The organism is Ruoffia tabacinasalis (assembly GCF_042652985.1).
Taxonomy (GTDB): Bacteria; Bacillota; Bacilli; order Lactobacillales; family Aerococcaceae; genus Ruoffia; species Ruoffia tabacinasalis.
Genome location: NZ_JBHSHQ010000046.1, coordinates 1 through 25,066, shown reverse-complemented (window position 1 = coordinate 25,066; position 25,066 = coordinate 1). Strand labels below are relative to the sequence as shown.

Sequence of the window (25,066 nt, the reverse complement as noted above, 5' to 3'; positions counted from 1 at the left end):
TTAATATTTAGTGAAAATAAAACCAACCGCCAGTATTTTATATTATCAAATCATCAAAAATGACAAAATAATCTCTAATCAAATTTAACCCCTTAAATGAATAAGTGAAAAAAGTTCAATTAAAATGCCTACAAATCAAGCCATAGCGCCAATCTGCTTATTTACTAGCAATAGCGCGGTTTTTGGAGTATAATAAACGTATAAAATAACATTATAGGGGGAATTTTAAGTATGACTCGTTTAGTAAGTATGACAGATATGTTAAACAAAGCAAAAGAAGAAGGGTACGCTGTAGGGCAATTCAACATTAACAACCTTGAGTGGACTCAAGCTGTATTAACAGCTGCAAAAGAAAACAACTCACCAATTATCTTAGGTGTATCAGAAGGTGCAGCTAAATATATGGGTGGAACTAAAGTTGTTGCAGCAATGGTTAACGCTTTAATGGAAACAATGGACATTACAGTACCAGTTGCTCTACACTTAGACCACGGATCTTCATTTGACACATGTAAAGACGCAATTGACGCTGGTTTCTCATCGGTAATGATTGACGGATCTCATCACCCAATCGATGACAATATTGCGATGACAAAACAAGTTGTTGACTATGCTCACGAGCACGGAGCTTCAGTTGAAGGTGAAGTTGGAACTGTTGGTGGAGAAGAAGACGGAGTTATCGGTGGAGTTGCTTATGCTGATTTAGCTGAATGTGTACGTATCGTTCAAGAAGCTAAAGTTGATGCATTAGCAGCTGCTTTAGGATCAGTTCACGGAACTTACGATGGTGAGCCTCAATTAGGTTTCAAAGAGATGGAAGAAATCTCTGAAGCTACAGGTACTCCATTAGTATTACATGGTGGATCAGGAATTCCAGAGCACCAAGTTAAAAAAGCAATTGGCTTTGGACATGCTAAGATTAACGTTAACACTGAATTGCAACAACAATGGACGAAAGCTGTTCGTGAAAAATTAAACACGGATGATAAAGTTTATGATCCACGTAAAGTAATCGCACCTGGTAAAGATGCAATTATTGCGACAACTAAAGAAACAATGGATATGTTTGGATCTTCAAACAAAGCTTAATAATTCATTCCCAATACTAAATTAAACCCGTTCGAACCGAGATTCATCTTGGTTGGAACGGGTTTTTCTATCTGATAATTTATAGATAGAGAATAAATTGCAACTCAAGCCAAATGGTGATGCTGTTTGTCTCTAGTTGATCCAACTCAAGCCAAATGGTTATGCGGTTTGTCTCAAGTTCGGGCAACTCAAGCCAAATGGTGATGCGGTTCGTCTTTAGTTGGTCTAACTCAAGCCAAATGGTGATGTGGTTTGTCTCTAGTTGGTCCAACTCAAGCCAAATGGTGATGCAGTTTGTCTCTAGTTGGTCTAACTCAAGCCAAATGGTGATGCGGTTTGTCTCTAGTTGGTCTAACTCAAGCCAAATGGTGATGCGGTTTGTCTCTAGTTGGTCTAACTCAAGCCAAATGGTGATGCGGTTTGTCTCTAGTTGGTCTAACTCAAGCCAAATGGTTATGTGGTTTGTCTCTAGTTGGTCTAACTCAAGCCAAATAACTTTGCCATTTGGCTCAAGTACACCAAAAAACTACCTAAAAAATAGTGCCAGCAAGATTTCTCTCGCTAACACTAAAACTTTTTTAATAACCTGGTTTTGTTGGATGTTTATCAATCACAAATTGATTGTTTTCTAAAGCTTTTTTACCAGAATCAGTTAAACGCATGCCGCGAACATCGAAGTATTCATCTAATTCTTCATTGGAATAATGCTTTTTGATTTCTTCCATTAAGCCTGTTTTATTTAATTTTGAATAGCCTTTAACATTTTTCATTTTTAATAAGCTTTTCAACAAAGTGGCTGTGACGTGATCCATTGATTCATAAGGCGACTCTTGAACCACATAACCGTGTTCGATTAAGTCTTTTAAAGATTGGTGAGCGTTAATGCCGTAATCATATTCAAAGTATTTCGGCATCACTGATTCGTTTGTGAATGTCCTTAAAGAAATTCGCCAAATTAAGATGATATCTCCCGGTAATAAGCCTTCTTCAGTACGTTGCATACTGCGCAAGGGGACACGCGTTTCGCTTGTTAAGTCTAAATCACGGAACCATTTTTTTAGATTACGTTCTGGTGAGATGTAAGGTAATTCAGGGTAATCTTTGTAAATTTTTTCAACTTCTTTGATTTCTTCTTCTGTACCATTAATAGGATAATTTATTTTCATATTTTTCCTCCTAAGATAATAATAAATATGCTATCAGTGCATAAAGTAATAGATGAACTGGATAGAACCAGTAGAATGCTTTGGAGCTGAGATTTCCTTTTAAACCATTGTAAAAATAGGTAATAATGAAAGCAGGCATCGCAAACCAACTGCCGATAAATGCAAAAGCACCAAAAAGGGATTGGAATAACCGAAAATCCCGTAGGACATACAGAATAATAATAACGGATACGCCTAAAGTAGAATAATCTGTGTCCAAGATGAAGACAAATGCTAAGGAGAGCACAACTCCCACAAAGCGGTAAATGGGTTGCTCAAATTTTTCTATACACCAAATAGCAAACAGCCCACTAAATAAGGTGAACATCACATTCTGTCCAGAAAAATCAAAGAATGTATGCGATCTCGCTAAGTCAAAAGGAATTTCAGAAATTAGCGCAAAGATACCGAGACGTTTTAAATACTTTTTCACATCCCTTGTATGCTGAAAGCCTTCGACAATTAAAAAACAGAATAACGGAAAAGCGAGCCGACCGACTGCCCGACTTGCGGTGTACACGGAGTTCCATATTTCGAAATTAGCTTGACCATTCCCCGCTTGCAACCAGGGTAGGAGCACGAAAGCACCTAAGTGATCAATTAACATCGAAGCCATCGCAATGATTTTGATGGTCGCACTATTTATAAACGTATTCTGAGGCTTATTTAAAGCTTCCATATGATAAAGTATCCTTTCTGAGTCAAATCCTTCATTTTGAAATACAATGTTTACATAACAGTAATTAAGTTATGGTACTGTATAGAAAATATTTTTAACACTCTAATGTTCAATTAGAGGAATTATACATATTTTAACAAGAAAAACATGGATATAGTAGTCCTTTCTTTGAAGGATTCCGGGCTTATGTTAGAATCATAAAACAAGAATGTTAATTTATTAGAAGCGTTGTGATATACTTCTACTATATAAAATTTAAGGAGAATGAATCCGTGATACAACCTTCCCCAATCATAAGTAACACTCAAATGACGTTGATTGATCATATGTTGGAATATAATCAATATCGACCGTTATTATCTTATATAAAAGAGAATACTGCATTGAACGATTCCTACCTTACTCACTCAATTCAGCTTGCTCAAGCTTTTCTAGATGTAAATATTCGAGAAATTGAGCAACTAGCTCCCCAAGTAGACCGCCAATATTTACTCAAGCCCACATACCTAGAACGCCGAGTGTATAGCTATGCACATTATATGAATGTTCAATTTGAACGATCTGAATATATGGATTATTTTCGTGCACTCAGTCCGTTGTTGGTTGATTTACTGCGCTTAATTATCGAAGAAGATTTTATGCCGGAATTAAGTCAATATATCCAACCAATTGTCAAGGAAACCGTTGAAGGAAAGCCGGTTTATCGTGGTTTACAATGGAAGCAAGCAAAAGTGGAGGAAGAAGCGAATAAAGTGGCTGAGACCTTTACAAAATATTACGGCGACCGCTTCAATTATAAGCATTATGTAAGTTCGAGTCATTTATTAAAACTCATTGACGATCATAGTAGAAATGACGAAGTGAGAGCGAAAGCCATTTCTTTAAGACATATTGAAAAATATGTCCGAAATATCGTGGCTCACGAAGTAATTTATGTCAGTGATGAACTAGTTGAACGTCGTACGGGGATGAACGTGAAACAAATTCATCGTCTCCTTCAGGAAGCACTAATACTTGCTGGACTAGATGACAAGCGCCAATGGGCGATTTTGAACGAAATAAATAAAGCAATTAAAAATAATATACAAGACAGAACGAATTAAGGAGCGAAACATGAAAAAATTAGTTATTCGTGGAGGAAAACCTCTAAACGGCGAAATTACAATTAACGGAGCAAAAAACAGTACGGTGGCACTAATACCAGCCGCAATTATCGCTGATTCACCAGTTGTACTTGAAGGCGTGCCAGATATTCAAGATGTTCACTCATTACTTGAAATCCTTGCTGAATTTAATGTAAAAACCGAATTTAAAAATAATACACTAATGATTGACCCAACAGATATGGTGTCAATTCCAATGCCAACAGGAAAAATCCAAAGTTTACGTGCATCTTATTACTTTATGGGAGCAACTTTATCGAAATTTGGTGAAGGTGTTATCGGACTACCTGGAGGATGTTTCTTAGGACCTCGTCCAATTGACCAACATATTAAAGCTTTCCGTTCACTTGGAGCAACGGTTGAAGACGAATTTGGTGTGATTACTTTATCAACGCCAAATGGCCTAGAAGGTTCAAGAATTTACATGGACGTTGTCTCAGTGGGAGCAACAATCAACGCGATTCTAGCTTCTGTCCGCGCTAAAGGAAAAACAATCATCGAAAATGCGGCACGTGAGCCAGAAATTATCGATGTTGTGACACTTCTGAACAAAATGGGAGCAAATATCCGTGGTGCTGGAACAAGCGTGATCCGTATTGAAGGTGTCGACGAAATGCATGGTACCAACCATACAATCATTCCAGACCGCATTGAAGCGGGTACTTACATTACAGCGGCAGTCGCAATGGGTGAAAATGTCCGTGTTACAAACGTTATTTACGAGCATATCGAAAGTTACATTGCTAAATTAGACGAAATGGGTGCCATGATGGAGATTGGTGAAGATTCGATTGACATCAAGAAATCTGAAAACTTAAATATGGTTAGTATTAAAACATTACCATACCCTGGTTTTGCGACTGACTTACAACAACCTTTCACACCATTACTTTTAAAAGCTTACGGTGAAGGAACGATTATGGATACAATTTATCCACAACGAGTGAAACACATTCCAGAATTAAATCGTATGGGTGCAAATATCAAAGTAGATGGCGATATTATCCGCATTAGTGGCCCATCAAAACTCCAAGGTGCCCCAGTTCGCGCAAGTGATTTACGTGCAGGTGCATGTCTTGTAATTGCTGCTTTAATCGCTGATGGCGAGACAGTCATCACAGGTGTAAGCAATATCTTACGTGGATATACTGACATCGTAGGTAAATTAAAAGCTATTGGTGCCGATATTGAAATGATTGAAGACGACACTGTCGAAGAATAATAAACATGACTATATTTGGGCAGATCAATTAAACTCTGTCCAAATATATTTTTGTATTCAAATCACCCCCACTCGCCCACAAAACAAACTCCCCACAAACATTCAAGTAAAGAAAAGGAACTGATAAAATGACAGATGCATTTTCATTGCCAACATTATTAAATAAAGATGTAAAAGAGCTCTATGGTTACGCCCGCGAACTTAAAATCCCTAACTATAGTGAATTAAGTAAAAAAGAATTAGCCTTAGCGATTATGCGTACACAAGAAGAGAAACAAGGCTTCTTCCAAGTTGAAGGAGTTTTAGATATTTTACCTGGGGATGGGTTTGGTTTTATTCGTCCAATTAACTACTCGCCGAGTCAAGAAGATATCTATATTTCAAATTCACAAATTCGCCGTTTTGATTTAAGAAACGGGGATAAAGTAGCCGGCCCAGCGCGTCCACCAAAATCAAATGAGCGCTATTACGGTTTGATGCAAATTTCAACCGTGAATGGTAAAGACCCAGAAGAAGCGAAAGAACGCGATCACTTCCCAAGTTTAACGCCATTATATCCAGAAGAACAAATTAAATTAGAGTACAAGCAAAATGCAATCAGTAACCGTTTAATAGATGTGTTCTCACCGATTGGATTTGGACAAAGGGGCCTAATTGTTTCACCACCTAAAGCCGGTAAAACTTCAACATTAAAAAGCATTGCTAATGGGATTTCGCATAATTATCCTGATGCAGAACTCATTGTGATGTTAATCGATGAGCGTCCAGAAGAAGTAACAGATATCGAACGTAGCGTGAATGGTGAAGTGGTTTCATCAACGTTTGACCAAAAACCTGAGAACCATATTCGTATTGCAGAATTAGTCTTGGACCGTGCCATGCGTTTAGTTGAAGATGGCCGAGATGTTGTTATATTAATGGATAGTATCACACGCCTTGCTCGTGCCTACAACTTAGTAGTTAAACCAAGTGGCCGTACATTAAGTGGTGGGTTAGATCCCGCGTCATTCTACTTCCCAAAACGCTTTTTTGGAGCAGCGCGTAATATTGAAGACGGCGGTTCATTAACTATTTTGGCGACAGCTTTAGTTGATACGGGTAGCCGTATGGACGATATGATCTATGAAGAATTCAAAGGGACAGGGAATATGGAAATTCACCTATCTCGCCAACTAGCAGAACGCCGTATCTTCCCAGCGATTGATATTCAACGTTCAGGAACACGTAAAGAAGAATTACTGATTCCGGAAGAAGAGTTAGACAAGATTTGGAAGTTCCGCAAAATGATGGTCGGAAATTCTCTTGAATACACTGATCAACTCATCGGAATTCTCCGTCACACAGATACTAACGAAGAATTCTTAGGACAAATTGAAAAATTAGTCCAAAAATAATCGAAATTCAAGGGCGATGTCATGAAAATGATGTCGCTTTTTTGTTTGGACTGGTAAATGGGGAAAAGCGTCACTATGGGAACTTAAAGTGATGCTATTAGTCTCAAAGAGATACTATGAGAACTCAAAGTGACGCTTCTAGTTGAAAAGCGACACTATGGAAACTCAAAGTGACGCTTTTAGTCGGAAAGCGATACTATGGGAATTCAAAGTGACGCTTTATACCAACCCTTAAGTCCCAGGCAACAACTCGAACGCAAAAAACAAGCAATCTGCCAGTTAGCAGTTGCTTGTCTCTATAAGAGTTTATTCCGAAATTGATACTGGAACAAATTCAAATTTTGTTACATCAATCAAGCCCATGTCTGTAATTTTAAGTGCAGGAATTACAGAAAGTGGCATAAAGCTTAAAGTCATAATTGGATCAACAGTATGAGAAATCTGTAACTCCTCGTGTGCAACTTTATTAATGGCATCTTGTTGTGCCATCACTTCTTCGGCTGTTAAATCACTCATCAAGCCGCCCACTGGAAGTGGGAAATCAGCAATTACTTGACTGTCTTTAACTAACACGACACCACCTTGAAGTCGCTCCAATTCTTTCACAGCAAAAGCCATATCAGAATCATTTGTTCCCGCAACAACCACATTATGATTGTCATGTGCAATCGATTGAGCAATGGCTCCGTATTTAATTCCATAATCTTTTAATAGAGCCACACTCACATTGCCAGTTAAGTGATGGCGCTCAATCACAGCAATTTTAACTACTGGAATGTCAGGATTATATACAAAATTCCCATCAGCATCGCGGTCCACTTGAATAATCGCTTCATTGGTAATCACTTCTTGTTCAACGACTTCGATGGCACGGACAGTGTCAGACTCTAAAGGTAAGACTAAACGCTCTTCGCTAAAATCTTTATACTTCACGCTCGCTTCAACGACTTCATAATTGGCGCGCTGAATCGGAACTAAATATTCGCCGTCTTTAGCAACCAACTCTCCTTCAACATAAGTGCGTTGAACTGTGAAGTCTTCAAGGCTATCAAATACAATTAAATCCGCACGCAGACCTGGCGCAATCGCTCCACGGTCACGCAGACGTGTGGCTTCAGCGGTATTAATTGTTGCCATTTGAATAGCAGTCATTGGATCCAGACCTTCTTCAACACAAATTCGTAAACAATTATCTAAGTGACCTAACTCTAAAAGTGTCTTTGCTTGGACATCGTCACCAGATAAAAGGCAGCGACGGCTGTTGTGAGAAGTGACTCCTTTGAGTAGCATGCGCAAGTTTTGTGTCACAGACCCTTCACGTAAGAAGACATACATACCGCGACTTAGGCGCTCATGCATTTCTTCAATCGTTGTACATTCATGATCATTTTCCACCCCAGCAGCAATGTAAGCGTTCAAATCTTTACCTGTAACCATCGGGCTATGCCCATCGATACGTTTACCGTGCTCACGAGCCACCATCACTTTGTCAATGACGCTATCCTCATTATTAATAATACCTGGAAAGTTCATAAATTCAGCTAAACCATCAACTTGCCCGTCAATAATTGGTTGAACCATATCTTGGGCAGTAATAACGGCGCCGGAGTTTTCCATATTCGTTGCCGGCACACAAGAAGGCATCATATAACGGATATCAATCCCTACACTCTGAGATGCGTCAATCATGTAACTTAATCCGTCCATGCCAGCCACATTAGCGATTTCATGTGGGTCTGCGAGGGCCGTTGTTGTCCCATGAATCGCTAATAACCGTGCAAATTCTTCTGGAGTCACATAGGATGATTCGACATGAATATGCGGTTCGATTAATCCAGGTGCGACAATCTTACCTGATAAGTCGTGAACCTCTTTTCCTTCATAATCGCCACCAATGCCGGCAATGACACCTTCTGTGATCGCAATATCCCCTTCAATTAATTGCCCTTGATAAACATCGACAATTCGTGCATTTTTAATGACGAGATCCGCCGATGTTCGCCCTGCTGCCACGTCGATTAAATGTTTTAGTGATGCTTTATTCATGAAATCCTCCCTTGAAAAATAACTTTTATCTATAATAGACAATAGATGGACTTCCTTTCAATGATACGCGGATAATAAGCACAAAATAAATATCATTGTTCGTGTTATTCCCTGAAGTGAATAAGTTGTTCTTATTTTATAGTAGTTGGCATTTCCGGTATAATAAGATTGTAAAGAAGCCTAAGACAGGTGATAAAATGGCGAAAAAGGATAAAACAAATGTAATGCGTGTGCTTGAGCAAAATAAAATCGAGTATACTGGCTATCAATGGGAAGATGTAGACAAATTAAAGGTCGAGTCGCCCATCTACAAAACCCTTGTTACACAAGGAAAATCGGGTGAACATTACGTCTTCGTTGTTCCAGTAACGCAAGAATTGAATTTAAAAAAAGCAGCTAAAGCTGTTGGCGAAAAAAATATTCATATGATTAAAGAAAAAGAATTACTTCCACTCACTGGCTACATGCATGGAGGTTGCTCACCCATTGGGATGAAGAAGCAATTTAAGACCGTGCTAGATGAATCGGCGAAGGAGTATGAACTGATTTTATTCAGTGGAGGAAAAGTCGGTTTCTCAGTGGAAGTAAACCCAAGAGATCTAGTGGCAGTAATTAATTTTGAACTCGCAGATATTGCGACAGCATAATAGAGGAGAGATAGTATGGCAGATTTTAAATTTGAAATTATAGAACATTACGGCCAATTAAGTGAGAATGCGAAAGGCTGGTCAAAAGAATTAACAAAAGTGAGTTGGAATGAACGTGAACCCAAATTTGATATACGTGACTGGAGTCCAGATTACGACAAAATGGGGAAAGGTCTGACTCTTACAGAAGAAGAATTAAGAGTACTTCGCGATGTATTAAATAAGATGGATCTATAAAATGATTGAATACCAAAAGAAAGTCGATATTACCCACGAGGCACTGCTTCATTTATATGAAAGTGTCGGATGGAGCGCTTATACACAAGATAATCCGGACTTAACGAGTTTACTCGAAGGAGCCAAGCATTACTTAACAGCTTGGGACGGAGAACGTCTAATTGGCTTGATTCGAGTCGTAGGCGACGGTGTATACATTGCTTATATTCAAGATGTTTTGGTCCATCCTGATTATCAATGGCAAGGAATCGGAAAGTATTTAATGCAAAAGATGTTAAAAGAGATCCGATACGCAAAGCAGATTATATTAACTACTGAGAATTCACCTGCAACGAAAGCATTTTATCAGTCACTAGGAATGAAGGAATTCAATGAAACTGGTGCGTTAGGTTTCTCAATGTAGCGTGCTTGAGATGAAAAAGTCGAGGAGGACTTTATCATGAGTAAACAGAAGAAGAGCGATAACAAAGGTAATACTGGGATGTGGATGGGAATTTGTATAGCCTTAGGAGTTGCTTTTGGGATAATGATGGACAATATTGGAATAGGGATTGCATTAGGCGTAGCCTTTGGAGCTGCCCTTAGCTCAATCAATAGGGACCCAAAAGAAAAAGATAAAGAGAAGTAAACTATTGAACAGTCATCAGGTACTATATGTCGTTGATCAACACTATAGGTGAATAAAAATTGACTAAAAAGAATAAAAATAAAAAAGAATAAAAATAAAAAAAGTCTTTGCAATCAAATATCAATCGTGGTATTATACTGATGTTGCACGCAGATGCATAATAATTAACTGTGATTTAGCATATAGATCACGGCAGAAAGGAAGTAGACATATGAAAGCAGGAATTCATCCAGAATATTCACAAGTAGTTTTCCGTGATACATCAACAGGTTTTGAATTTTTATCAGGTTCTACAAAAACATCAGATGAAACAGTAGAGTGGGAAGATGGAAACACATATCCATTAATCCGTGTTGAGATTTCTTCAGATTCTCATCCATTCTATACAGGACGTCAAAAATTCACGCAAGCCGATGGACGTGTGGACCGTTTCAACAAAAAATTCGGTTTTGCAGACAAAAACGCAAAACAAGACTAATTATAGTTATGAACGTTGTTTCAACAACGTTTCAAGAGACTTACTGCCAAGTGCAGTGAGTCTTTTTTTCGTTTTGGCTAACTTTTTAGGAAAAAACTTGACGCACGTCAATAAATTTGAAGTCAATGATTGGTATATTTAAACTATCAAACAATAGGAGGATGGTAAAGATGACTGAATCATGGTTACCAAGCTTAATCACTGAAACACCTGAAGAAGGGTATGACCTCGCAATGAAACTTGCACGTAAAGCTGTCGGGATGACGCAACCTGATGCTGAAATTAGAAAAAAATTACGTCCTATTTATGCAAATAATCCCGACAGTTTAACATTCGCTTCGCAAGTAGTTGCGATTAACTTCCAAACAGTTGCAGCAGCTAACAACTATTGGAAATAAGAGACAGTATGATCCTCAATAATTGTAGTTATTTTAACTACATTGTTGAGGATTTTTTTGGTCAGATAATGTCCTTGAGAAAAAGTCAGGGACACGATTTATGATTTTAAGCCCTTGAAAAATCTTAAGGACACAATTCACACTTGCGACCCATTATCCCGTCATTGCATTTAACTCAATGCCTGCCTTCGCTTTTTTAAAGGTCAATAATGAAAGTCTAATGAGCAGTTACGTTGACTTTAAGCGTTTAAAACGTTACCATTCTAATAGATATTTGATTGAAATTTAAACTAAATTATTAGGAGGATTTATATATGTTATTTGAAAATGTTGTCGACGCAATTGGGTATACACCCGTAGTGAAAATCAACGGTCTAGATGATTCTTATGCAGATGTTTATGTAAAACTTGAGAAGAATAATCCAAGTGGATCAGTGAAGGACCGCCCTGTAAAATACATCATTCAAGATTTATTAGATAAAGGTGAACTAAAACCAGGTGGAACAATCGTTGAATCAACAAGTGGTAACACAGGTGTTGGTTTAGCAATGGTTGGAGCAGCGTTAGGTATTAAAGTAATTATCGTAATGCCAGACTCAATGAGTGTTGAGCGTCGTAAACTAATGCAAGCTTATGGAGCAGAATTAGTATTAACACCAGCTTCAGGTGGAATGAGTTTAGCAGGAGAAAAAGCGGAAGAAATTGCTAAAGAGAAAAACGCACCTATCTTCGGTCAATTTAAAAACGAAGCAAACGTAACTTCACATGAAGAAACAACTGCCCGTGAAGTATTAGAAGATGTTCCGGATGTGGATGGTTTCGTTGCAGGTATCGGTACTGGAGGAACAATTACAGGTGTAGGACGCGTGTTAAAAGAAAATAATCCAGAAACAGTTATCTGGTCAGTGGAGCCAGAAGCTTCACCAATCTTAACAAAAGGAGAAGCAGGATCGCATAAGATTCAAGGTTTAGGAGCGAACTTTATTCCAGAAATCCTTGACCAGTCTGTCATTGATAAGATTGAGACAGTATCGAACGATGAAGCGATTAATACAGCTGTTGAGTTAGCGAAGTCACAAGGGATCTTAGCTGGATTTTCTTCTGGAGCGAACTATGCAGTAGCATTACGTTTAGCAAAAGAATTAGGGAAAGGTAAGAAAGTAGTCGTTGTATTACCAGATAGTGGAGAACGCTACTTATCTTCTGGATTTTTCGGCGATGGACAAGCAGAATAATTATAGCGAAGAAGCCCTTGAACTCGCGCAATACATTTATGAAAATGACCCTGCCGCAACAAGCGTAGAGGAAGTCACTGACTTATACCCAGGCTTTAAAGCAGTTAAAAATCATTTAGAAGCGCATAAACTTTACTTAGAAGGTGAAATTTATGAAGCACGCAAATTATCAGAAGTGTCTCGAACTGAAACAGGGATAGAAATTCATCCCGGCGCAAAGCTCGGTAAGAAGATCTTTATCGATCATGGTATGGGTGTGGTTATTGGTGAGACAGCGATTCTGGGAGACCGGGCTAAGCTTTACCACGGAGTGACTTTAGGTGGAACAGGGAATGAGAAAGGTAAGAAGCGCCATCCAACAATTCAACATGATGTTGAAATTGGAGCTAACGCGACTTTACTAGGTAACATTACTGTTGGTCATCACGCCAAAATTGGTGCCGGTGCCGTCGTATTAAAAGACGTCCCACCGTATGCAACCGCCGTAGGCGTGCCTGCTCGTATTATTCTTCATGATAAAAATTGGAACCGTATCGGGGAATATCAAATTTAAAAACAAAGACGTTCAGTCTCTCTATTGGAGATTGAACGTCTTTTGTGTACATTATTGGCCGTCTTTAATAATTTGAATAAATCGGTCAGTGAAATTTGCGGTAAAACCCCATAAAACTTCATCAGGAAAATGGTAAAAAGGAATTTTCTGTTTGACTTCATTAAAGGGATATTTTTCACCTTGCTTAATTAGATGAAATGGAAATTCCTGATTTTCTTCCTTACCCTGATTTTGTGTATACTCAAAACTCAATTGATAAAAAGTGGGTTTGTTTTCCATTAACTGGTCTAAAGGAATTGTGAACAATCTTTCTACTTCAATATTTGGATAAATATCTTCAAAGGCCACACCAGTAATTTCTCCAACGTAACAATAAATAATTCGATTGGCAGCAATAATATAATCGATTTCCCCATAGAGGGTAATGTTCTCACGTCGGATATTTAACTCCTCCATCGTTTCACGAACAGCGGCTTCTTCAGGTGATTCATCCGTTTCAATGCGTCCCCCAGGGAAAGAAGTTTCACCTGGTTGTGAGATATGTTTACTGCGAACTTCATACAACACATGCCATTCATTCTTCACTTTTATTAGCGGGAGTAAAACGGCATAACCTCTTTGAACACCTAGTGCTTTAGCATCATACTGTTGGATAATCTGTCGAATTTTCTTCATATTTCTCTCCTTTTACTCTCTCTAAAATATTGTTAAAATGATGCGATTAACGGTATACTATAACTAATATCTGAAATGAGGTGAGAGTTATGTCTTTTGGTAACGATGATAACATTTTTCGTGCGTTACAGCAATTTATTGACCAGTATGGAGATGAATTTGAAAGTATTGAAAAAGCAGTTGAAACATTTATGTCATTCTATAATAATGGTGAGCTTGAGAATGAGATAGAATCGACACCAGAAATGGAATCAGCAGAATTATTTGAACTCTCAATGAGTATCGGTGATGAGAAACAACGCAAGGCTTTATTACGCGAGGCGATTGAGTTGTGGCCAGAAAACTGGAACGCCCATTTAGAACTCATTGAAGGATCTTTAGTTGAACAAATTGAACAAATTCGTAAACTGGAAATCAAAGCATTTCATAAATGGGAAGAAACAGGTCAAGTCGGTTGGCTTAATTACGAAGAACGCCCTTACTTAAGATTAAAGTATATGTTAGCGGTGATTCTATTTAAACAAGGCTTGTTAGAAGAAGCATTAGAACATTTTGAAAGTTTATATGAGATTGACGAGATGGATAGTTTAGGGTCACGATATTATATTATGTCGATTTATTGCCGGACATATGACTTCGAAAGTGCCTATGAACTGTTCTCAGAAGTGCCTTACCCAGCGAGTGAAGATGATCGAATGATTATTCCATTGCTTGTTGTGGCAGTTTTGACTAATAATTTGACGTATGCTAAAGATTTATTCTTAGATTTAGAAGAAGCAAATGACAATCTTTTTCAATTATTTATGGACGACTCTTGGCCAATGGATTTAATTTTAGGTTTTGGTGAAGCTGATCATTTCCAAATGAATTCCTTTGAATCTATTGCGGTTGCGTTAAATGATATTTTACCTGTCGTAGTTAGCTCAGAGTATTTGTTTGACTGGATGTTGGAGGAATATGAAGCAGCAGAACCGCATGAGCGTGTGAATGTGAATGAGAAAGTTATTTCGTTTACAGGCGCGTCAAAGCAATATCGAGCACAAACGAATCAATTTACTTATAAGTCCTATCTAGAAATACCCGTTCTGGCAGATGTCGTACACAATGCGGCGGTTACACTTCAAGAAATGGGACTTGTAAAAGTTGAGGATTTCTCGGCTTATACAGAAAAAGAACTCTTAGCTATTAAGCATATTGGTCCACAAACCATTAAACAATTAAAAGCAAACGGTGTAAAATTCAAGAAGAAATAAGCACCCATGATTTAAGCATTTCCTAGCGCAAACTTGTGTAGGAAGTGCTTTTAATGTTCTTATAAAAATACAACAGAATCCTGAAACTGTATCACAGTTGAATTAAGGGAAAACCAAACCATGGGATAATTACTTTAAGAGTGTAAAACCCTTTCAGTTTTAACTTGGATATGATACAGTGTTGTATATAAAGTAATACAGATTAAATATAAAACTATACGTATAAATCAGTTGAAATAAAGGAGATTATTATGGAAAGAATTGGGAACTTTTTATTAATTACTAAAGATGGCGATAACTATACAGTGAGTATGTCTGCAGAATTACAAGATGATGTTGGAACCGTTGGTTTTGTGGAATTTAACCAAGAAGATAACTTAGAAGTGGATGATGCAATTTTAAACTTAGAAGCATCGAAGACAGTACTAGAGATTGCATCACCTATTGCTGGAACAATTGTAGAACGCAATACAGCAGCGGAAGATAATCCTCAATTATTAAACTCAGCGAAAGCAGATGAGAACTGGTTAGTAAAATTAACTAACGTTGACGAAGAAGCATTCAATGCTTTAGAAGAAGCGTAAGCGTAAGCATAAGCAATACATGGACGCATTTAAGTGGGGGCCAAGCCCTTTGCTTAAGTGCGTCTACTTTATCTAGGAAAATGTAAAATTGAAAGGACGAGTCAATGAAAGCAATTGCAGATCTTGAATGGATGGTCCAATATTTATCAAAAGAAGATGATGCCCCTACACTTGAGGAATCGGAAGATACTTTTAAGAAATGGCGTCATTTGGTCAATGTCCGTCCACCAAAAGCAATCTCGGAAGAGTACTTAGAACATGAGGACCGCTTTCTAAAAGCAAATAATAATCAAGAAGAAGCAGTAACTTTAGAAGATTTAACGCCAGCTGAAGGAGATAATATTTATCTTTGGAAAGGTGATATTACAACTTTAGCGGTTGATAGTATAGTGAATGCAGCCAATTCAGAGCTGTTAGGATGTTTCATCCCAAATCATAATTGTATTGATAATATTATTCATACAAAGGCGGGCATTCGTTTACGACTTGCATGTCACGAAATTATAACTGAACAAGGGAAGAAGGAACCGGTAGGTAAAGCAAAATTGACTCCAGCCTATCACTTACCAGCCAACTATATTATTCATACTGTTGGACCTACTGCCAGTGGCAGAGTGACAAGAATCAATCAAAAGTTACTTACCCAAACATATCAAGCATGTTTAGAGATGGCCGATCGGAACCAACTTGAAAGTATTGCTTTCTGCTGTATTTCAACCGGGGTCTTCGGCTTTCCGAATGAGCCAGCAGCGGAAATTGCGATTAAGACGGTTCGTGATTATTTAAGTGAACATGAGACAGATTTAAAAGTGATATTCAATGTGTATGAAGACGAAGATGAAGCGATATATCAAAAGAAATTAATTAAAGGAGACGCATGATGACAAATTATTGGAAGACCCTTGAAGCAGAGCAAGGAACTTTAGAAGATGGACAAGTGTTACAAGGATTGCTTGATGAAGCGGACGCCATTGTTGTAGGTATTGGAGCTGGAATGTCAGCAGCAGACGGCTTTAAATATATTGGGTCGCGCTTTACAGATGCCTTTCCTGACTTCATTGAAAAGTACGGCCTACTAGATATGTTACAAGCAAGTCTGTTCGACTTTGAAAGTGTGGAAGAGTACTGGGCATTTCAAAGTCGCTTCGTTGTCTTAAACTATTTAGATCAACCTGTAGGGCAATCTTACTTAGATTTAAAAGACATGTTAGAAGGTCGCAATTACCATATTATTACAACAAATGCTGATAATGCCTTTGATGTAGCCGATTATGATAGTGACCATGTCTTTCACATTCAAGGTGAGTATGGTTTATGGCAATGTTCAAAACACTGTCATCAACAAACTTACCGCGACGATTCAGTAATTCGTGAGATGGTGGAGCAACAAGCGAATATGAAAGTTCCGTCTGAATTAGTACCACACTGTCCAGAATGTGGTGCACCTTTTGAAATTAACAAGCGAAATGAAGAAAAAGGTATGGTGGAAGATGGCGATTTCCATGCACAAAAAGACCGCTATGAAGCTTTTCTAAAAGAAAATGAAGGCAAAAAAGTAGTCTTTTTAGAAATTGGCGTGGGACACACAACACCTCAATTCATTAAACATCCCTTCCAAGAAATGACGGAAGCAAACGAGAAAGCATTATTTGTTACAATGAATGAGAAAAATTACCGAATTCCAAAAGCAATTCGCCCGCAAACGGTTCATTTAGCCCATGATATCGCTAATACGATTCACAAAGCTAAAGACTTAGATGCGGTCAAATAAACATAGAATAAAGCACTCGTATCCCAGTGATGCGAGTGCTTTTTAGCATTTGAATGTGGTAATATATGGGTGAATATAGAATGGGAGAAGGTGAAGGAATGACTGATTATTTAACCGAATTTTTGAAAGGATTTACTTTAACTCAAGCAGAAGTCGAACAACTAAGCTCCGAAATCGATGTAAGAACATATAAACAAGGAACAATACTCCTTAGGCAAGGTGATGTATCTAAAGAATGTTACTTCGTGTTACAAGGCTGTTTAAGGCAGTTTGCGATTGATGAAGCCGGTGAAGAAAACACTTATAATTTCTACACGGAGAAACAAACAGCGATTAATTATAAAAGTTACACCCAGAGAATACCTTCAGAATACTCAATTGAATGTGTCGAAGATTCTGTATTGATCGTCGGTGATTTTATTAATGAAGATGTGATGTTTCAAAAATACCCTAAATTAATTGAAATTACGCGAGGCTTCATGGAAGAAGACCTAGCAAACATTCAAGACAATAATGCCCGCTTCATTAGTGCCTCACCTCAAGAACGCTACTTAAATTTATTAGATACTCGTCCTAATCTCATTGACCGCGTTCCCCAACATCAATTGGCTAGTTTACTTGGAATGAAACCAGAATCATTAAGCCGCGTTAAGCGCCGGTTGAACCTTTAAATCCGAGACTTTTTTGAAGATAAACCAAAGTGCTAAACTCAATTCGCCTAAAGCCATCGGGACCGCTAAAAAGCCTTCTAATTGTGAAGCCAGAGCTGTCATGTCTGGTCCAAGTAAAGTTAAAGTATGGATGATAATGTAGCTCACACCAGCCAGTAATAATAAATAACCAATTACTTTATGTATCGGTGTTGCTTTCAATACGACATAAGCTAGAACTAATAAATGCAAGCCGAAAATAATTAAGCCAAAGCCCCAAACTAAGCTAAAAGCCTGTTCCCCGGCAGCGATTGACGGCAGTAAAGCGTCCAAGTTCGCGTTTGATTGGGTAACGACACTTTCTAAACTGACACTAATCTGAAGTACATAACCGATCGACATTGCTAAAGTAGCTGTATAAAGTAGTCGCAACCAAGCTGCGAGCAGTGAGAGGTTTTCGTGAAATTGGCGCATATATAAATGAAGTGCCCAAGCAACGATGATATCCGTGACAATTACGACAACCCAAAGAAGTATTTCAAATCTTAAGAGAGTTAAAGTTGGTTGTACGCGTTCGGGACTAAAAGACTGTGAATCTGCCTGAAAAATCGTAGGATGTAAATAACCATAAGCGATGCCTGAAGCAATTGCCATAATGATTAAAGTCACACCAATGAAGAGACTTATTTGCCGCATCGATAGTTCTCGTTTTTGTGTTGTTTGCATGTTATTTCCTCCTTTATTGTATAGATTCAGTTTACAAGTAAAGAGGGCACCGAGCATTGACTTAAGTTAAGATAGAAAAAAGATGACTAGAAAAGAGGATTCTCTCAATCTAGTCATCTTTTATTTTATTATTTGTTTTCGCGTTTCTCTTTGACAAAGACTTCTAAACGTCGCATCGCTTCTTTAATATCATCGATACTGGCAGCATAGCTGAGGCGAACATGACTTTCGCCGCCGATACCAAAGGCAGAGCCCGGTACGAAAGCAACGGCAGCTGAGTGGGCTAAGTCTAGACAAAAGTCCATACTATTTTGTTCCAAATCTTCTGGAATACGCGCGAACATATAGAAGGCGCCACTTGGCTTAACGATTTTGAAACCTAAGCGTGTCATAAAGTCATAAATATAATCACGGCGCATCATATATTTTTCTCGCATCGGTTGGGCATCGTTCACGCCATTCTCCAACGCTTCACGAGCAGCTAATTGAGAAATCGTTGAGTTTGTGGTGACAAGATTTTGGTGGACTTTCACTAATTGGCTCATAATATTTGATGGGGCAAACAGAAGGCCAACACGCCAGCCGGTCATCGCATGGGATTTGGATACGCCATTGATCACAATTATTTGCTCGCGAATGTATTTCGCAATCGATACGTGTTCTTCTTCGTAAACTAATTCGCTGTATACTTCATCACTAATGACAAATATCGGACGATCACGTAGGACATCTGCGAAAGCTATTGCATCTTCTTCCGTCCAGTTTACTCCCGTTGGATTCGTTGGATAATTTAAGATGATTCCTTTAACAGCATCACCATGTTCTTCTAACGTATCTTTTAACATCTCAGGTGACATAACAAAATCATTGGCAGATGTATCTACTTCGATGGGTTCACCACCAGCTAAGTAAATAATTGAAGAATATAAAGTAAAGTAAGGCGAGGGAACAATAATTTTATCTCCAGGATTACAAATCGTTTGAAGTGCCGTCGATAGCGATTCGGTCGCCCCAACAGTTACAATGACTTCGTCTTCCCATTGATAATCTAAGTCATATTTTTCTTTAACAAAATTTGCAGCTGCTTGGCGTAAACGGTTATCTCCAGGTGTCGATAAATAACCGGTTTGGTTGTCTTGAATCGCTTTGATTCCGGCATTTTTGACGTGTTCAGGTGTATTGAAATCTGGCTCGCCTAAAGTCAATTTAATAATCCCTTCGACTTGAGAGGCACTTTCATCAAAGGCACGAATGGCATTGGGTTTAATTTTAGTTAAGTTAGTATTGAATAAATTATTTAATTCCATTTTAATATATCCCTCATCTAAAGTTCATTTTTAGATAGTCTATCATAATTTTAGCGGTTATTAAATGAATTTTTATAGGATAGCGATACCATAAGAAATTTTATGCTATAATGAGAAGGAATATTTTAGAGATAATAAAAGGAGAATGTGAAATGATTTCTGCAGTAGATTTAAAAGCAGGTATGACATTTATTCAAGATGGAAAATTAATTCGAGTATTAAGCGCAAGTCACCATAAACCAGGTAAAGGGAATACAGTTATGCGTATGAAATTACGTGACGTTCGCTCTGGGGCGACTTATGATACAACTTTCCGTCCAGACGAAAAATTCGAACGTGCTTTCCTTGAAACAAGAGATGTTCAATTCTTATACAGCATGGACGAAACAGCTTTCTTCATGGACTTAGAATCATATGAACAATATGAATTACCAGTAGATTCAATTGAAGATGAGTTATTATACTTATTAGAAAATATGGAAGTAAAAATCCAATTTTACGGTTCTGAAGTTATCGGGGTTGAAGTACCTCAAACGGTTACTTTAAAGGTAAAAGAAACACAACCATCAATTAAAGGTGCAACAGTAACAGGATCTGGTAAACCAGCAACAATGGAAACAGGTTTAGTAGTCAACGTTCCTGACTTCATCGAAGTTGGCGAAGCGTTAATCATCAACACGTCTGAAGGAACTTACCAAAAACGTGCGTAAATAATAATAGTTAAGGCGGATCTTCGGATTCGTCTTTTTTTTCTAATACAACAAAGCGCCCAGCAATGGTACCGGATGGTCTCATGCTGAGCGCTATTCTTTTACTATCTTTAATCCTCTTTTGAATCCGCTTGTGCTTTTTCAAATGCTGCAAGAATATCTGGATGTTTACGTTTTAAAGAAAGTGGACGCTGAGTTTCGGCATCTAGGAAACAATGCGACGTTGATCCTGTCGTTGTTAAATCGCCCGTTTCTTTATTATATACTTTATATTCAACAGTCATTCTTACAGGTGTAAAGTGAGATATTCGCAATCGAATGATAGCCGTTGAGCCAAAAGCAAGCATTTGTTTATATTCAACTTGAGCAGAAAGTACTGGAATCATGATGCCTTCGTCTTCCATTTGCTTATAACTGTAGCCAATATCAGATAGCCAAACGAGACGGGCTTCTTCAAACCAACGCAAATAATTGGAATGGTGCACAATGCGCATTGCATCTGTTTCATAAAACTGAATTAAATGTTCATATTCAAAAATCATTGTAAGTACCTCTCCTATTTAAAATGTGGTATACATGCTATTATATATAAAAGAAAGTCAGAATGTAATGGAGGGATTGAATGTCACTTGGACTTCGGACAATAAAGATAACACTGGCGGCCACCATCGCGATTTACATCGCACAATTTATCGGCTTAGAAAACTCACTGGCGACAGGAATTATTACGATTTTAACTTTGCTAGATACACGTAAAGCGTCTCGTCAGATTTCCCTGACTTATTTAATCGCTACGGTACTTGCTTTTGCGATTGCGACCATCATATTTTTAATATTTGGGTATCAAGTATGGGCATTCGGTCTGTATTTACTTATTTTTATACCGGTGGCTTACACCATGAATCTCCAAGCAGCGATCGCACCGATTTCAGTTTTGGTCACGCACTTTGTCATTGCAGAAAGTGTGTCCTGGCAGTGGCAACTCAACGGTGTGTTAATTATGGTAATTGGCGCTGGTATGGCGATTTTATTTAATTTATGGATGCCAAATCAAAAACCTAAATTAAAAAAAGGAATTAAAGAAATTGAAGAAAATTTCCGAGTAGTATTGGAATTAATTAATCAAAGATTACTTGAAAATGATTTTGATATTCCTTTAATTCGGGCAGAAGTAGAACATGTCGACAAGTCTATAGAAGATTTCAGACAGCTGGCTTTGTCCGAATATGAGAATCAATTATTCACTAAAGACGATTACGTCATTCGCTACGCTCAAATGCGATCTAGACAGGCAGATGTATTAAAACGGATGATTGATTCCTTACATCACATTTCATTAAGAACAGAACAAAATACAACCTTAGCAAATATGTTTAAACTCACATCGGATGAATTTGCGCAAACGAATAGTGGTAAAGGCTTATTAGAAAGTATTAGTGAATTGTATAGCTATTACCGTAGCAGCGATTTACCCAAAAACCGAGAAGAATTTGAAACACGCGCACTCTTATATCATATACTGATTGAATTCGAGCGCTTTTTAGAAATTAAACATAAATTTTACTTAGATAAACATATTCGCAAATTTTAATCAGTGAGGTTACAGCCAAACTCTGCGTATAAAACAAGGCGGCTCAACAATTGTAGTGTTGAGTCGTCTTTTGTTTTGGATAATTGTAATTTTTGAGGATGAAGTGTCCTTGAGAAAATTTCAGGGACACGATCTGCGTGTATATGTCCTTGAGAAAATTTCAGAGACACGAATTGCGTTTATATGTCCTTGAGAAAATGTCAGGGCCACGAATCGCATATATATGTCCTTGAGAAAATTTCAGGGCCACGAATTGCGTATATATGTCCTTGAGAAAATTTCAGGGATACGATTCGCGTTTATATGTCCCTGAGAAAATCTCAGGGCCACGATTTGCGTTTTAATGTCCTTGAGAAATTCCCAAGGACACATCATCCCCTATGAATGTTCACGAATAAACGTATCGATCTCTTGAAGTGATTCGGAAAAGAGGAACATTTCCCGAACTTCAAGTTTGAGGAACTCTTCTTGCACCATCCGGTCAAACTGATCCTTCAAGGACTCATAATATCCGTCAACATTGTAAAACACTGTCGGTTTATTCACGAGGCCAATGCGAGTTAAAGAGACGATTTCGGAAATTTCTTCTAAAGTCCCAACCCCACCAGGGAGGGCAATAAAGGCGTCGCCGAGCTCAATCATCCGAGTTTTTCGCTCGGGCATTGTTTGAACAATCTCCATATTCTGAACGTTGGGGTGCTTCACTTCGATCCCTCGCAACACTTCTGGGATAATTCCTTGGACATCACCATTCTCTTCCAACACTGCGTCCGCAACAATTCCCATTAAACCATTCATACCACCGCCGTAAACAAGCGCATGGCCTTGTTGTCCAATCCAAGTTCCTAATTTAGTGGCTGCTAAGCTAAAGTTTGGATTTTTACCAGGATTCGAGCCACAATAAACTGTAATGTTCATTCTCATCGTCCTTTCTTTCGCATAAAATACGTAACCTCATTATAACGAAAATACCCCGAAAATATGAAGCAAATTTAAAAGTGTCTATTTAGTGTTTTTTAATAATTAATTATTGTGATAAAGATAGAGAATTGGTAATATATTTGTATTAGAATTTTATGGGAGGTTTCGGATGGCAGAAGAGGTTGAAAAAACAGTTATGAATGCAAAGATAACTCAATATTTTTTCACTGAAGATTCAGTCAAGGCCAATTTTTTATACTTAGTTTCTTTAATATTTATCCTATTTGGTTTGTTAGTAGATCCATTAAATCAAGTATGGGATGGTTTCTTAGCTATTTTAACCTCACCGAGTAATCTGATTACGGATTACTTTGAATTAGGGGGAATCGGTGCAACTTTTGTCAACGCTGGTTTACTGATGTTGATTAATGCGATGGCAATTAAGCGATTTTCTACAAAGATAACTGGCCCATTAGTAGCGGCTTTATTTACAGTTATGGGCTTCGCCTTTTTTGGTAAGAATTTATATAATTCAATTCCGATAACACTAGGAACACTGCTTTATAGTCAATATCGGAATATGCCGATAGGTAACTTTCTACTTACATCGTTATTTGCGACGACTTTAGCACCAGTTGTAAGTATTATTACCTTTGGACAAGGTTTGTCATATTGGGTTAGTGTTCCTTTAGGAGTTTTGGTTGGAGTCTTCATTGGTTTTACGATTCATCCAATGGGATCAAGTTTCTTACGTTTTCACCAAGGATATAATTTGTATAATATGGGCTTTACGGCTGGAGTTTTAGGTATGATTATCGCGAGTATTATGCGAGTATTTGACTTAACGACGACTTATGATCCGATTATACAAACTCATTCCATTATCGAAGTTGAAGCATTCTTCGTGGCTTTTTCACTCTTTTTACTTGTTATTGGTTTCATGTTAAATGGTAAGTCTTTCAAAGGATATGGGATATTTAAGAAAGATTCAGGCCGTTTAATCTCAGACTTCGTGACGGATTATGGAGTTGGCTTAACCTTTATTAATATGGGTGTCTTAGGTCTAGCCTCTTTAGCTTATGTTTGGGTTGTAGGAGGTACGCTTGAAGGAGCCGTGATAGGTGGCGTTTTAACGGTTATTGGTTTTGGTACGTTTGGTAAGCATATCTTTAACGTAACACCCGTTGTAATTGGGATATTCGCCATGCAAGTCATGATGGCAGTAGACGAACCTAGTTCAACAGCATCACTTCTTTCGGCCTTATTTGGGACAACTTTGGCTCCAATCGCAGGCCACTATGGATGGAAGGCCGGATTTCTGGTAGGATTATTACATGCAGGGTTAGTTCCAAATACGGGTATAACTCATGCAGGTTTAAACTTGTATAACAATGGCTTTGCTGGAGGTTTCGTGGCAGCTACTGTTGTACCTGTCCTAGACGGAATTAGGGAAAGGAATGAGATGCGTGAGGGAATATCGAAAGATTAAGTTGATTATGAATGAGTTATTGGATTACTTTTACAACAGTGGTATGACACAGGCAAACATTCACTTTGGTCTCTTTGATCATCAAAGTGAAATAACAATCACAGGTCAGATCGAATCAGAACCTTCCGACCTCGATTTTGTTATCGAAAAGTTACGAGCAACTCAACAACCCGAAGTGGAAGAGTATTACGAAGACCTATTAGGTTTAAGAGATGACGAATTCCATGTCGATATTTTATCAGCACTAATCGATGTTGTCGAATATGATTTTGAAGACAATATTATGATGCTGAAAGCGATACGCAAGCATCACTAAAAGGGAGCCCAGAGGCTTCTTTTTTTTACGATGAATTGTAAAATTAAGTGCGACAAATAAAGAAACCCATAACAGGTTCGTGTAAAATGTTAGTAACGA

General features: G+C 38.0%; 30 protein-coding genes. 21 read left to right on the top strand and 9 right to left on the bottom strand.

The window, feature by feature from the left end:
• Positions 1-231 precede the first annotated feature (231 nt).
• Positions 232-1,089: a class II fructose-1,6-bisphosphate aldolase gene (gene fba / locus ACFO5Y_RS07795; protein ID WP_197104210.1), complete on the top strand. Its 858-nt coding sequence runs from the start codon at positions 232-234 to the stop codon at positions 1,087-1,089.
• 79 nt (positions 1,090-1,168) lie between these two features.
• On the opposite strand, the gene ACFO5Y_RS07790 is transcribed toward fba, so the two are convergent.
• From ACFO5Y_RS07790 to ACFO5Y_RS07780, 3 genes are all read right to left on the bottom strand, one after another.
• A complete protein-coding gene (locus ACFO5Y_RS07790) occupies positions 1,169-1,360 on the bottom strand; it encodes a hypothetical protein (RefSeq protein WP_197104209.1) in 192 nt (63 codons plus the stop codon).
• Between the two features lie 307 nt (positions 1,361-1,667).
• Positions 1,668-2,255, bottom strand: a complete 588-nt coding sequence (locus ACFO5Y_RS07785; RefSeq protein ID WP_197104208.1) for a hypothetical protein — start codon at positions 2,253-2,255, stop codon at positions 1,668-1,670.
• 10 nt (positions 2,256-2,265) lie between these two features.
• Positions 2,266-2,973 carry a TraX family protein gene (locus ACFO5Y_RS07780; protein ID WP_197104207.1) on the bottom strand — a complete coding sequence of 236 codons (708 nt, stop codon included), beginning with the start codon at positions 2,971-2,973 and terminating at the stop codon, positions 2,266-2,268.
• A 272-nt stretch (positions 2,974-3,245) separates the two neighbouring features.
• On the opposite strand from ACFO5Y_RS07780, the gene ACFO5Y_RS07775 reads away from it, so the two are divergent.
• The 3 genes from ACFO5Y_RS07775 (at position 3,246) to rho (ending at position 6,752) form a co-directional block, all read left to right on the top strand.
• Positions 3,246-4,076, top strand: coding sequence for a hypothetical protein (locus ACFO5Y_RS07775; protein WP_197104206.1), 831 nt, complete (start codon positions 3,246-3,248; stop codon positions 4,074-4,076).
• A 10-nt stretch (positions 4,077-4,086) separates the two neighbouring features.
• Positions 4,087-5,358 carry a UDP-N-acetylglucosamine 1-carboxyvinyltransferase gene (locus tag ACFO5Y_RS07770; protein WP_197104205.1) on the top strand — a complete coding sequence of 424 codons (1,272 nt, stop codon included), beginning with the start codon at positions 4,087-4,089 and terminating at the stop codon, positions 5,356-5,358.
• Between the two features lie 128 nt (positions 5,359-5,486).
• Positions 5,487-6,752: a transcription termination factor Rho gene (gene rho, locus ACFO5Y_RS07765; protein ID WP_197104204.1), complete on the top strand. Its 1,266-nt coding sequence runs from the start codon at positions 5,487-5,489 to the stop codon at positions 6,750-6,752.
• A 306-nt stretch (positions 6,753-7,058) separates the two neighbouring features.
• Here rho and ade read toward each other — a convergent pair whose 3' ends face one another.
• Positions 7,059-8,798 carry an adenine deaminase gene (gene ade, locus ACFO5Y_RS07760; RefSeq protein ID WP_197104203.1) on the bottom strand — a complete coding sequence of 580 codons (1,740 nt, stop codon included), beginning with the start codon at positions 8,796-8,798 and terminating at the stop codon, positions 7,059-7,061.
• A gap of 197 nt (positions 8,799-8,995) precedes the next feature.
• Between ade and ACFO5Y_RS07755 the strand changes: the two genes are divergently transcribed.
• The 8 genes from ACFO5Y_RS07755 (at position 8,996) to epsC (ending at position 12,974) form a co-directional block, all read left to right on the top strand.
• A complete protein-coding gene (locus ACFO5Y_RS07755; RefSeq protein ID WP_138404523.1) occupies positions 8,996-9,445 on the top strand; it encodes an aminoacyl-tRNA deacylase in 450 nt (149 codons plus the stop codon).
• Positions 9,446-9,460: 15 nt separating this feature from the next.
• Positions 9,461-9,682 (top strand): YdbC family protein, encoded by a 222-nt coding sequence (locus tag ACFO5Y_RS07750; RefSeq protein ID WP_197104202.1) that lies wholly within the window; start codon positions 9,461-9,463, stop codon positions 9,680-9,682.
• Position 9,683: 1 nt separating this feature from the next.
• Entirely contained in the window at positions 9,684-10,085 is a 402-nt protein-coding gene (locus ACFO5Y_RS07745; RefSeq protein WP_197104201.1) for a GNAT family N-acetyltransferase, read from the top strand.
• A gap of 36 nt (positions 10,086-10,121) precedes the next feature.
• Entirely contained in the window at positions 10,122-10,310 is a 189-nt protein-coding gene (locus ACFO5Y_RS07740) for a glycine zipper domain-containing protein (RefSeq protein WP_138404520.1), read from the top strand.
• Between the two features lie 211 nt (positions 10,311-10,521).
• A complete protein-coding gene (locus ACFO5Y_RS07735) occupies positions 10,522-10,788 on the top strand; it encodes a type B 50S ribosomal protein L31 (protein WP_197104200.1) in 267 nt (88 codons plus the stop codon).
• Between the two features lie 170 nt (positions 10,789-10,958).
• The gene (locus ACFO5Y_RS07730; protein WP_197104199.1) at positions 10,959-11,186 is read left to right on the top strand and encodes a hexameric tyrosine-coordinated heme protein; all 228 of its coding nucleotides are present in this window, start codon (positions 10,959-10,961) and stop codon (positions 11,184-11,186) included.
• A gap of 314 nt (positions 11,187-11,500) precedes the next feature.
• Positions 11,501-12,421: a cysteine synthase A gene (cysK, locus tag ACFO5Y_RS07725; protein ID WP_138404512.1), complete on the top strand. Its 921-nt coding sequence runs from the start codon at positions 11,501-11,503 to the stop codon at positions 12,419-12,421.
• Positions 12,405-12,974, top strand: coding sequence for a serine O-acetyltransferase EpsC (epsC, locus tag ACFO5Y_RS07720; protein WP_197104198.1), 570 nt, complete (start codon positions 12,405-12,407; stop codon positions 12,972-12,974). The genes cysK and epsC overlap by 17 nt, the downstream gene beginning before the upstream one ends.
• A 51-nt stretch (positions 12,975-13,025) precedes the next feature.
• Here epsC and ACFO5Y_RS07715 read toward each other — a convergent pair whose 3' ends face one another.
• Positions 13,026-13,649: an NUDIX hydrolase gene (locus ACFO5Y_RS07715; protein ID WP_197104197.1), complete on the bottom strand. Its 624-nt coding sequence runs from the start codon at positions 13,647-13,649 to the stop codon at positions 13,026-13,028.
• Positions 13,650-13,738: 89 nt separating this feature from the next.
• Here ACFO5Y_RS07715 and ACFO5Y_RS07710 point away from each other — a divergent pair, with 89 nt between their 5' ends.
• The 5 genes from ACFO5Y_RS07710 to ACFO5Y_RS07690 all read left to right on the top strand — a co-directional run bounded on the left by ACFO5Y_RS07710 (position 13,739) and on the right by ACFO5Y_RS07690 (position 17,928).
• Entirely contained in the window at positions 13,739-14,902 is a 1,164-nt protein-coding gene (locus ACFO5Y_RS07710; RefSeq protein ID WP_197104196.1) for a hypothetical protein, read from the top strand.
• A gap of 251 nt (positions 14,903-15,153) precedes the next feature.
• The gene (locus ACFO5Y_RS07705; RefSeq protein ID WP_138404508.1) at positions 15,154-15,486 is read left to right on the top strand and encodes a glycine cleavage system H family protein; all 333 of its coding nucleotides are present in this window, start codon (positions 15,154-15,156) and stop codon (positions 15,484-15,486) included.
• Positions 15,487-15,590: 104 nt separating this feature from the next.
• Complete coding sequence (locus ACFO5Y_RS07700) at positions 15,591-16,367, top strand: protein-ADP-ribose hydrolase (protein ID WP_231606860.1); 777 nt, start codon at positions 15,591-15,593, stop codon at positions 16,365-16,367.
• Positions 16,367-17,257 (top strand): SIR2 family NAD-dependent protein deacylase, encoded by an 891-nt coding sequence (locus ACFO5Y_RS07695; RefSeq protein WP_231606859.1) that lies wholly within the window; start codon positions 16,367-16,369, stop codon positions 17,255-17,257. Before ACFO5Y_RS07700 ends, ACFO5Y_RS07695 begins: the two co-directional genes overlap by 1 nt.
• A gap of 65 nt (positions 17,258-17,322) precedes the next feature.
• Positions 17,323-17,928: a Crp/Fnr family transcriptional regulator gene (locus ACFO5Y_RS07690; protein ID WP_209494311.1), complete on the top strand. Its 606-nt coding sequence runs from the start codon at positions 17,323-17,325 to the stop codon at positions 17,926-17,928.
• On the opposite strand, the gene ACFO5Y_RS07685 is transcribed toward ACFO5Y_RS07690, so the two are convergent.
• Positions 17,896-18,633, bottom strand: coding sequence for a DUF4386 domain-containing protein (locus tag ACFO5Y_RS07685; RefSeq protein ID WP_197104194.1), 738 nt, complete (start codon positions 18,631-18,633; stop codon positions 17,896-17,898). The genes ACFO5Y_RS07690 and ACFO5Y_RS07685 overlap by 33 nt on opposite strands.
• A 128-nt stretch (positions 18,634-18,761) precedes the next feature.
• Entirely contained in the window at positions 18,762-19,940 is a 1,179-nt protein-coding gene (locus ACFO5Y_RS07680) for a pyridoxal phosphate-dependent aminotransferase (protein WP_197104193.1), read from the bottom strand.
• A 152-nt stretch (positions 19,941-20,092) separates the two neighbouring features.
• Between ACFO5Y_RS07680 and efp the strand changes: the two genes are divergently transcribed.
• Positions 20,093-20,650 (top strand): elongation factor P, encoded by a 558-nt coding sequence (gene efp / locus ACFO5Y_RS07675; protein WP_197104192.1) that lies wholly within the window; start codon positions 20,093-20,095, stop codon positions 20,648-20,650.
• A 110-nt stretch (positions 20,651-20,760) separates the two neighbouring features.
• On the opposite strand, the gene ACFO5Y_RS07670 is transcribed toward efp, so the two are convergent.
• Complete coding sequence (locus ACFO5Y_RS07670; protein WP_197104191.1) at positions 20,761-21,192, bottom strand: acyl-CoA thioesterase; 432 nt, start codon at positions 21,190-21,192, stop codon at positions 20,761-20,763.
• An 80-nt stretch (positions 21,193-21,272) separates the two neighbouring features.
• On the opposite strand from ACFO5Y_RS07670, the gene ACFO5Y_RS07665 reads away from it, so the two are divergent.
• A complete protein-coding gene (locus ACFO5Y_RS07665) occupies positions 21,273-22,241 on the top strand; it encodes an aromatic acid exporter family protein (protein ID WP_197104190.1) in 969 nt (322 codons plus the stop codon).
• A 378-nt stretch (positions 22,242-22,619) separates the two neighbouring features.
• Here ACFO5Y_RS07665 and ACFO5Y_RS07660 read toward each other — a convergent pair whose 3' ends face one another.
• Entirely contained in the window at positions 22,620-23,159 is a 540-nt protein-coding gene (locus tag ACFO5Y_RS07660) for an LOG family protein (RefSeq protein ID WP_138404498.1), read from the bottom strand.
• 172 nt (positions 23,160-23,331) lie between these two features.
• On the opposite strand from ACFO5Y_RS07660, the gene ACFO5Y_RS07655 reads away from it, so the two are divergent.
• A complete protein-coding gene (locus ACFO5Y_RS07655; RefSeq protein ID WP_231606858.1) occupies positions 23,332-24,651 on the top strand; it encodes a DUF1576 domain-containing protein in 1,320 nt (439 codons plus the stop codon).
• Positions 24,629-24,967: a hypothetical protein gene (locus ACFO5Y_RS07650; RefSeq protein ID WP_197104189.1), complete on the top strand. Its 339-nt coding sequence runs from the start codon at positions 24,629-24,631 to the stop codon at positions 24,965-24,967. The genes ACFO5Y_RS07655 and ACFO5Y_RS07650 overlap by 23 nt, the downstream gene beginning before the upstream one ends.
• The last annotated feature ends 99 nt before the right edge of the window (positions 24,968-25,066 follow it).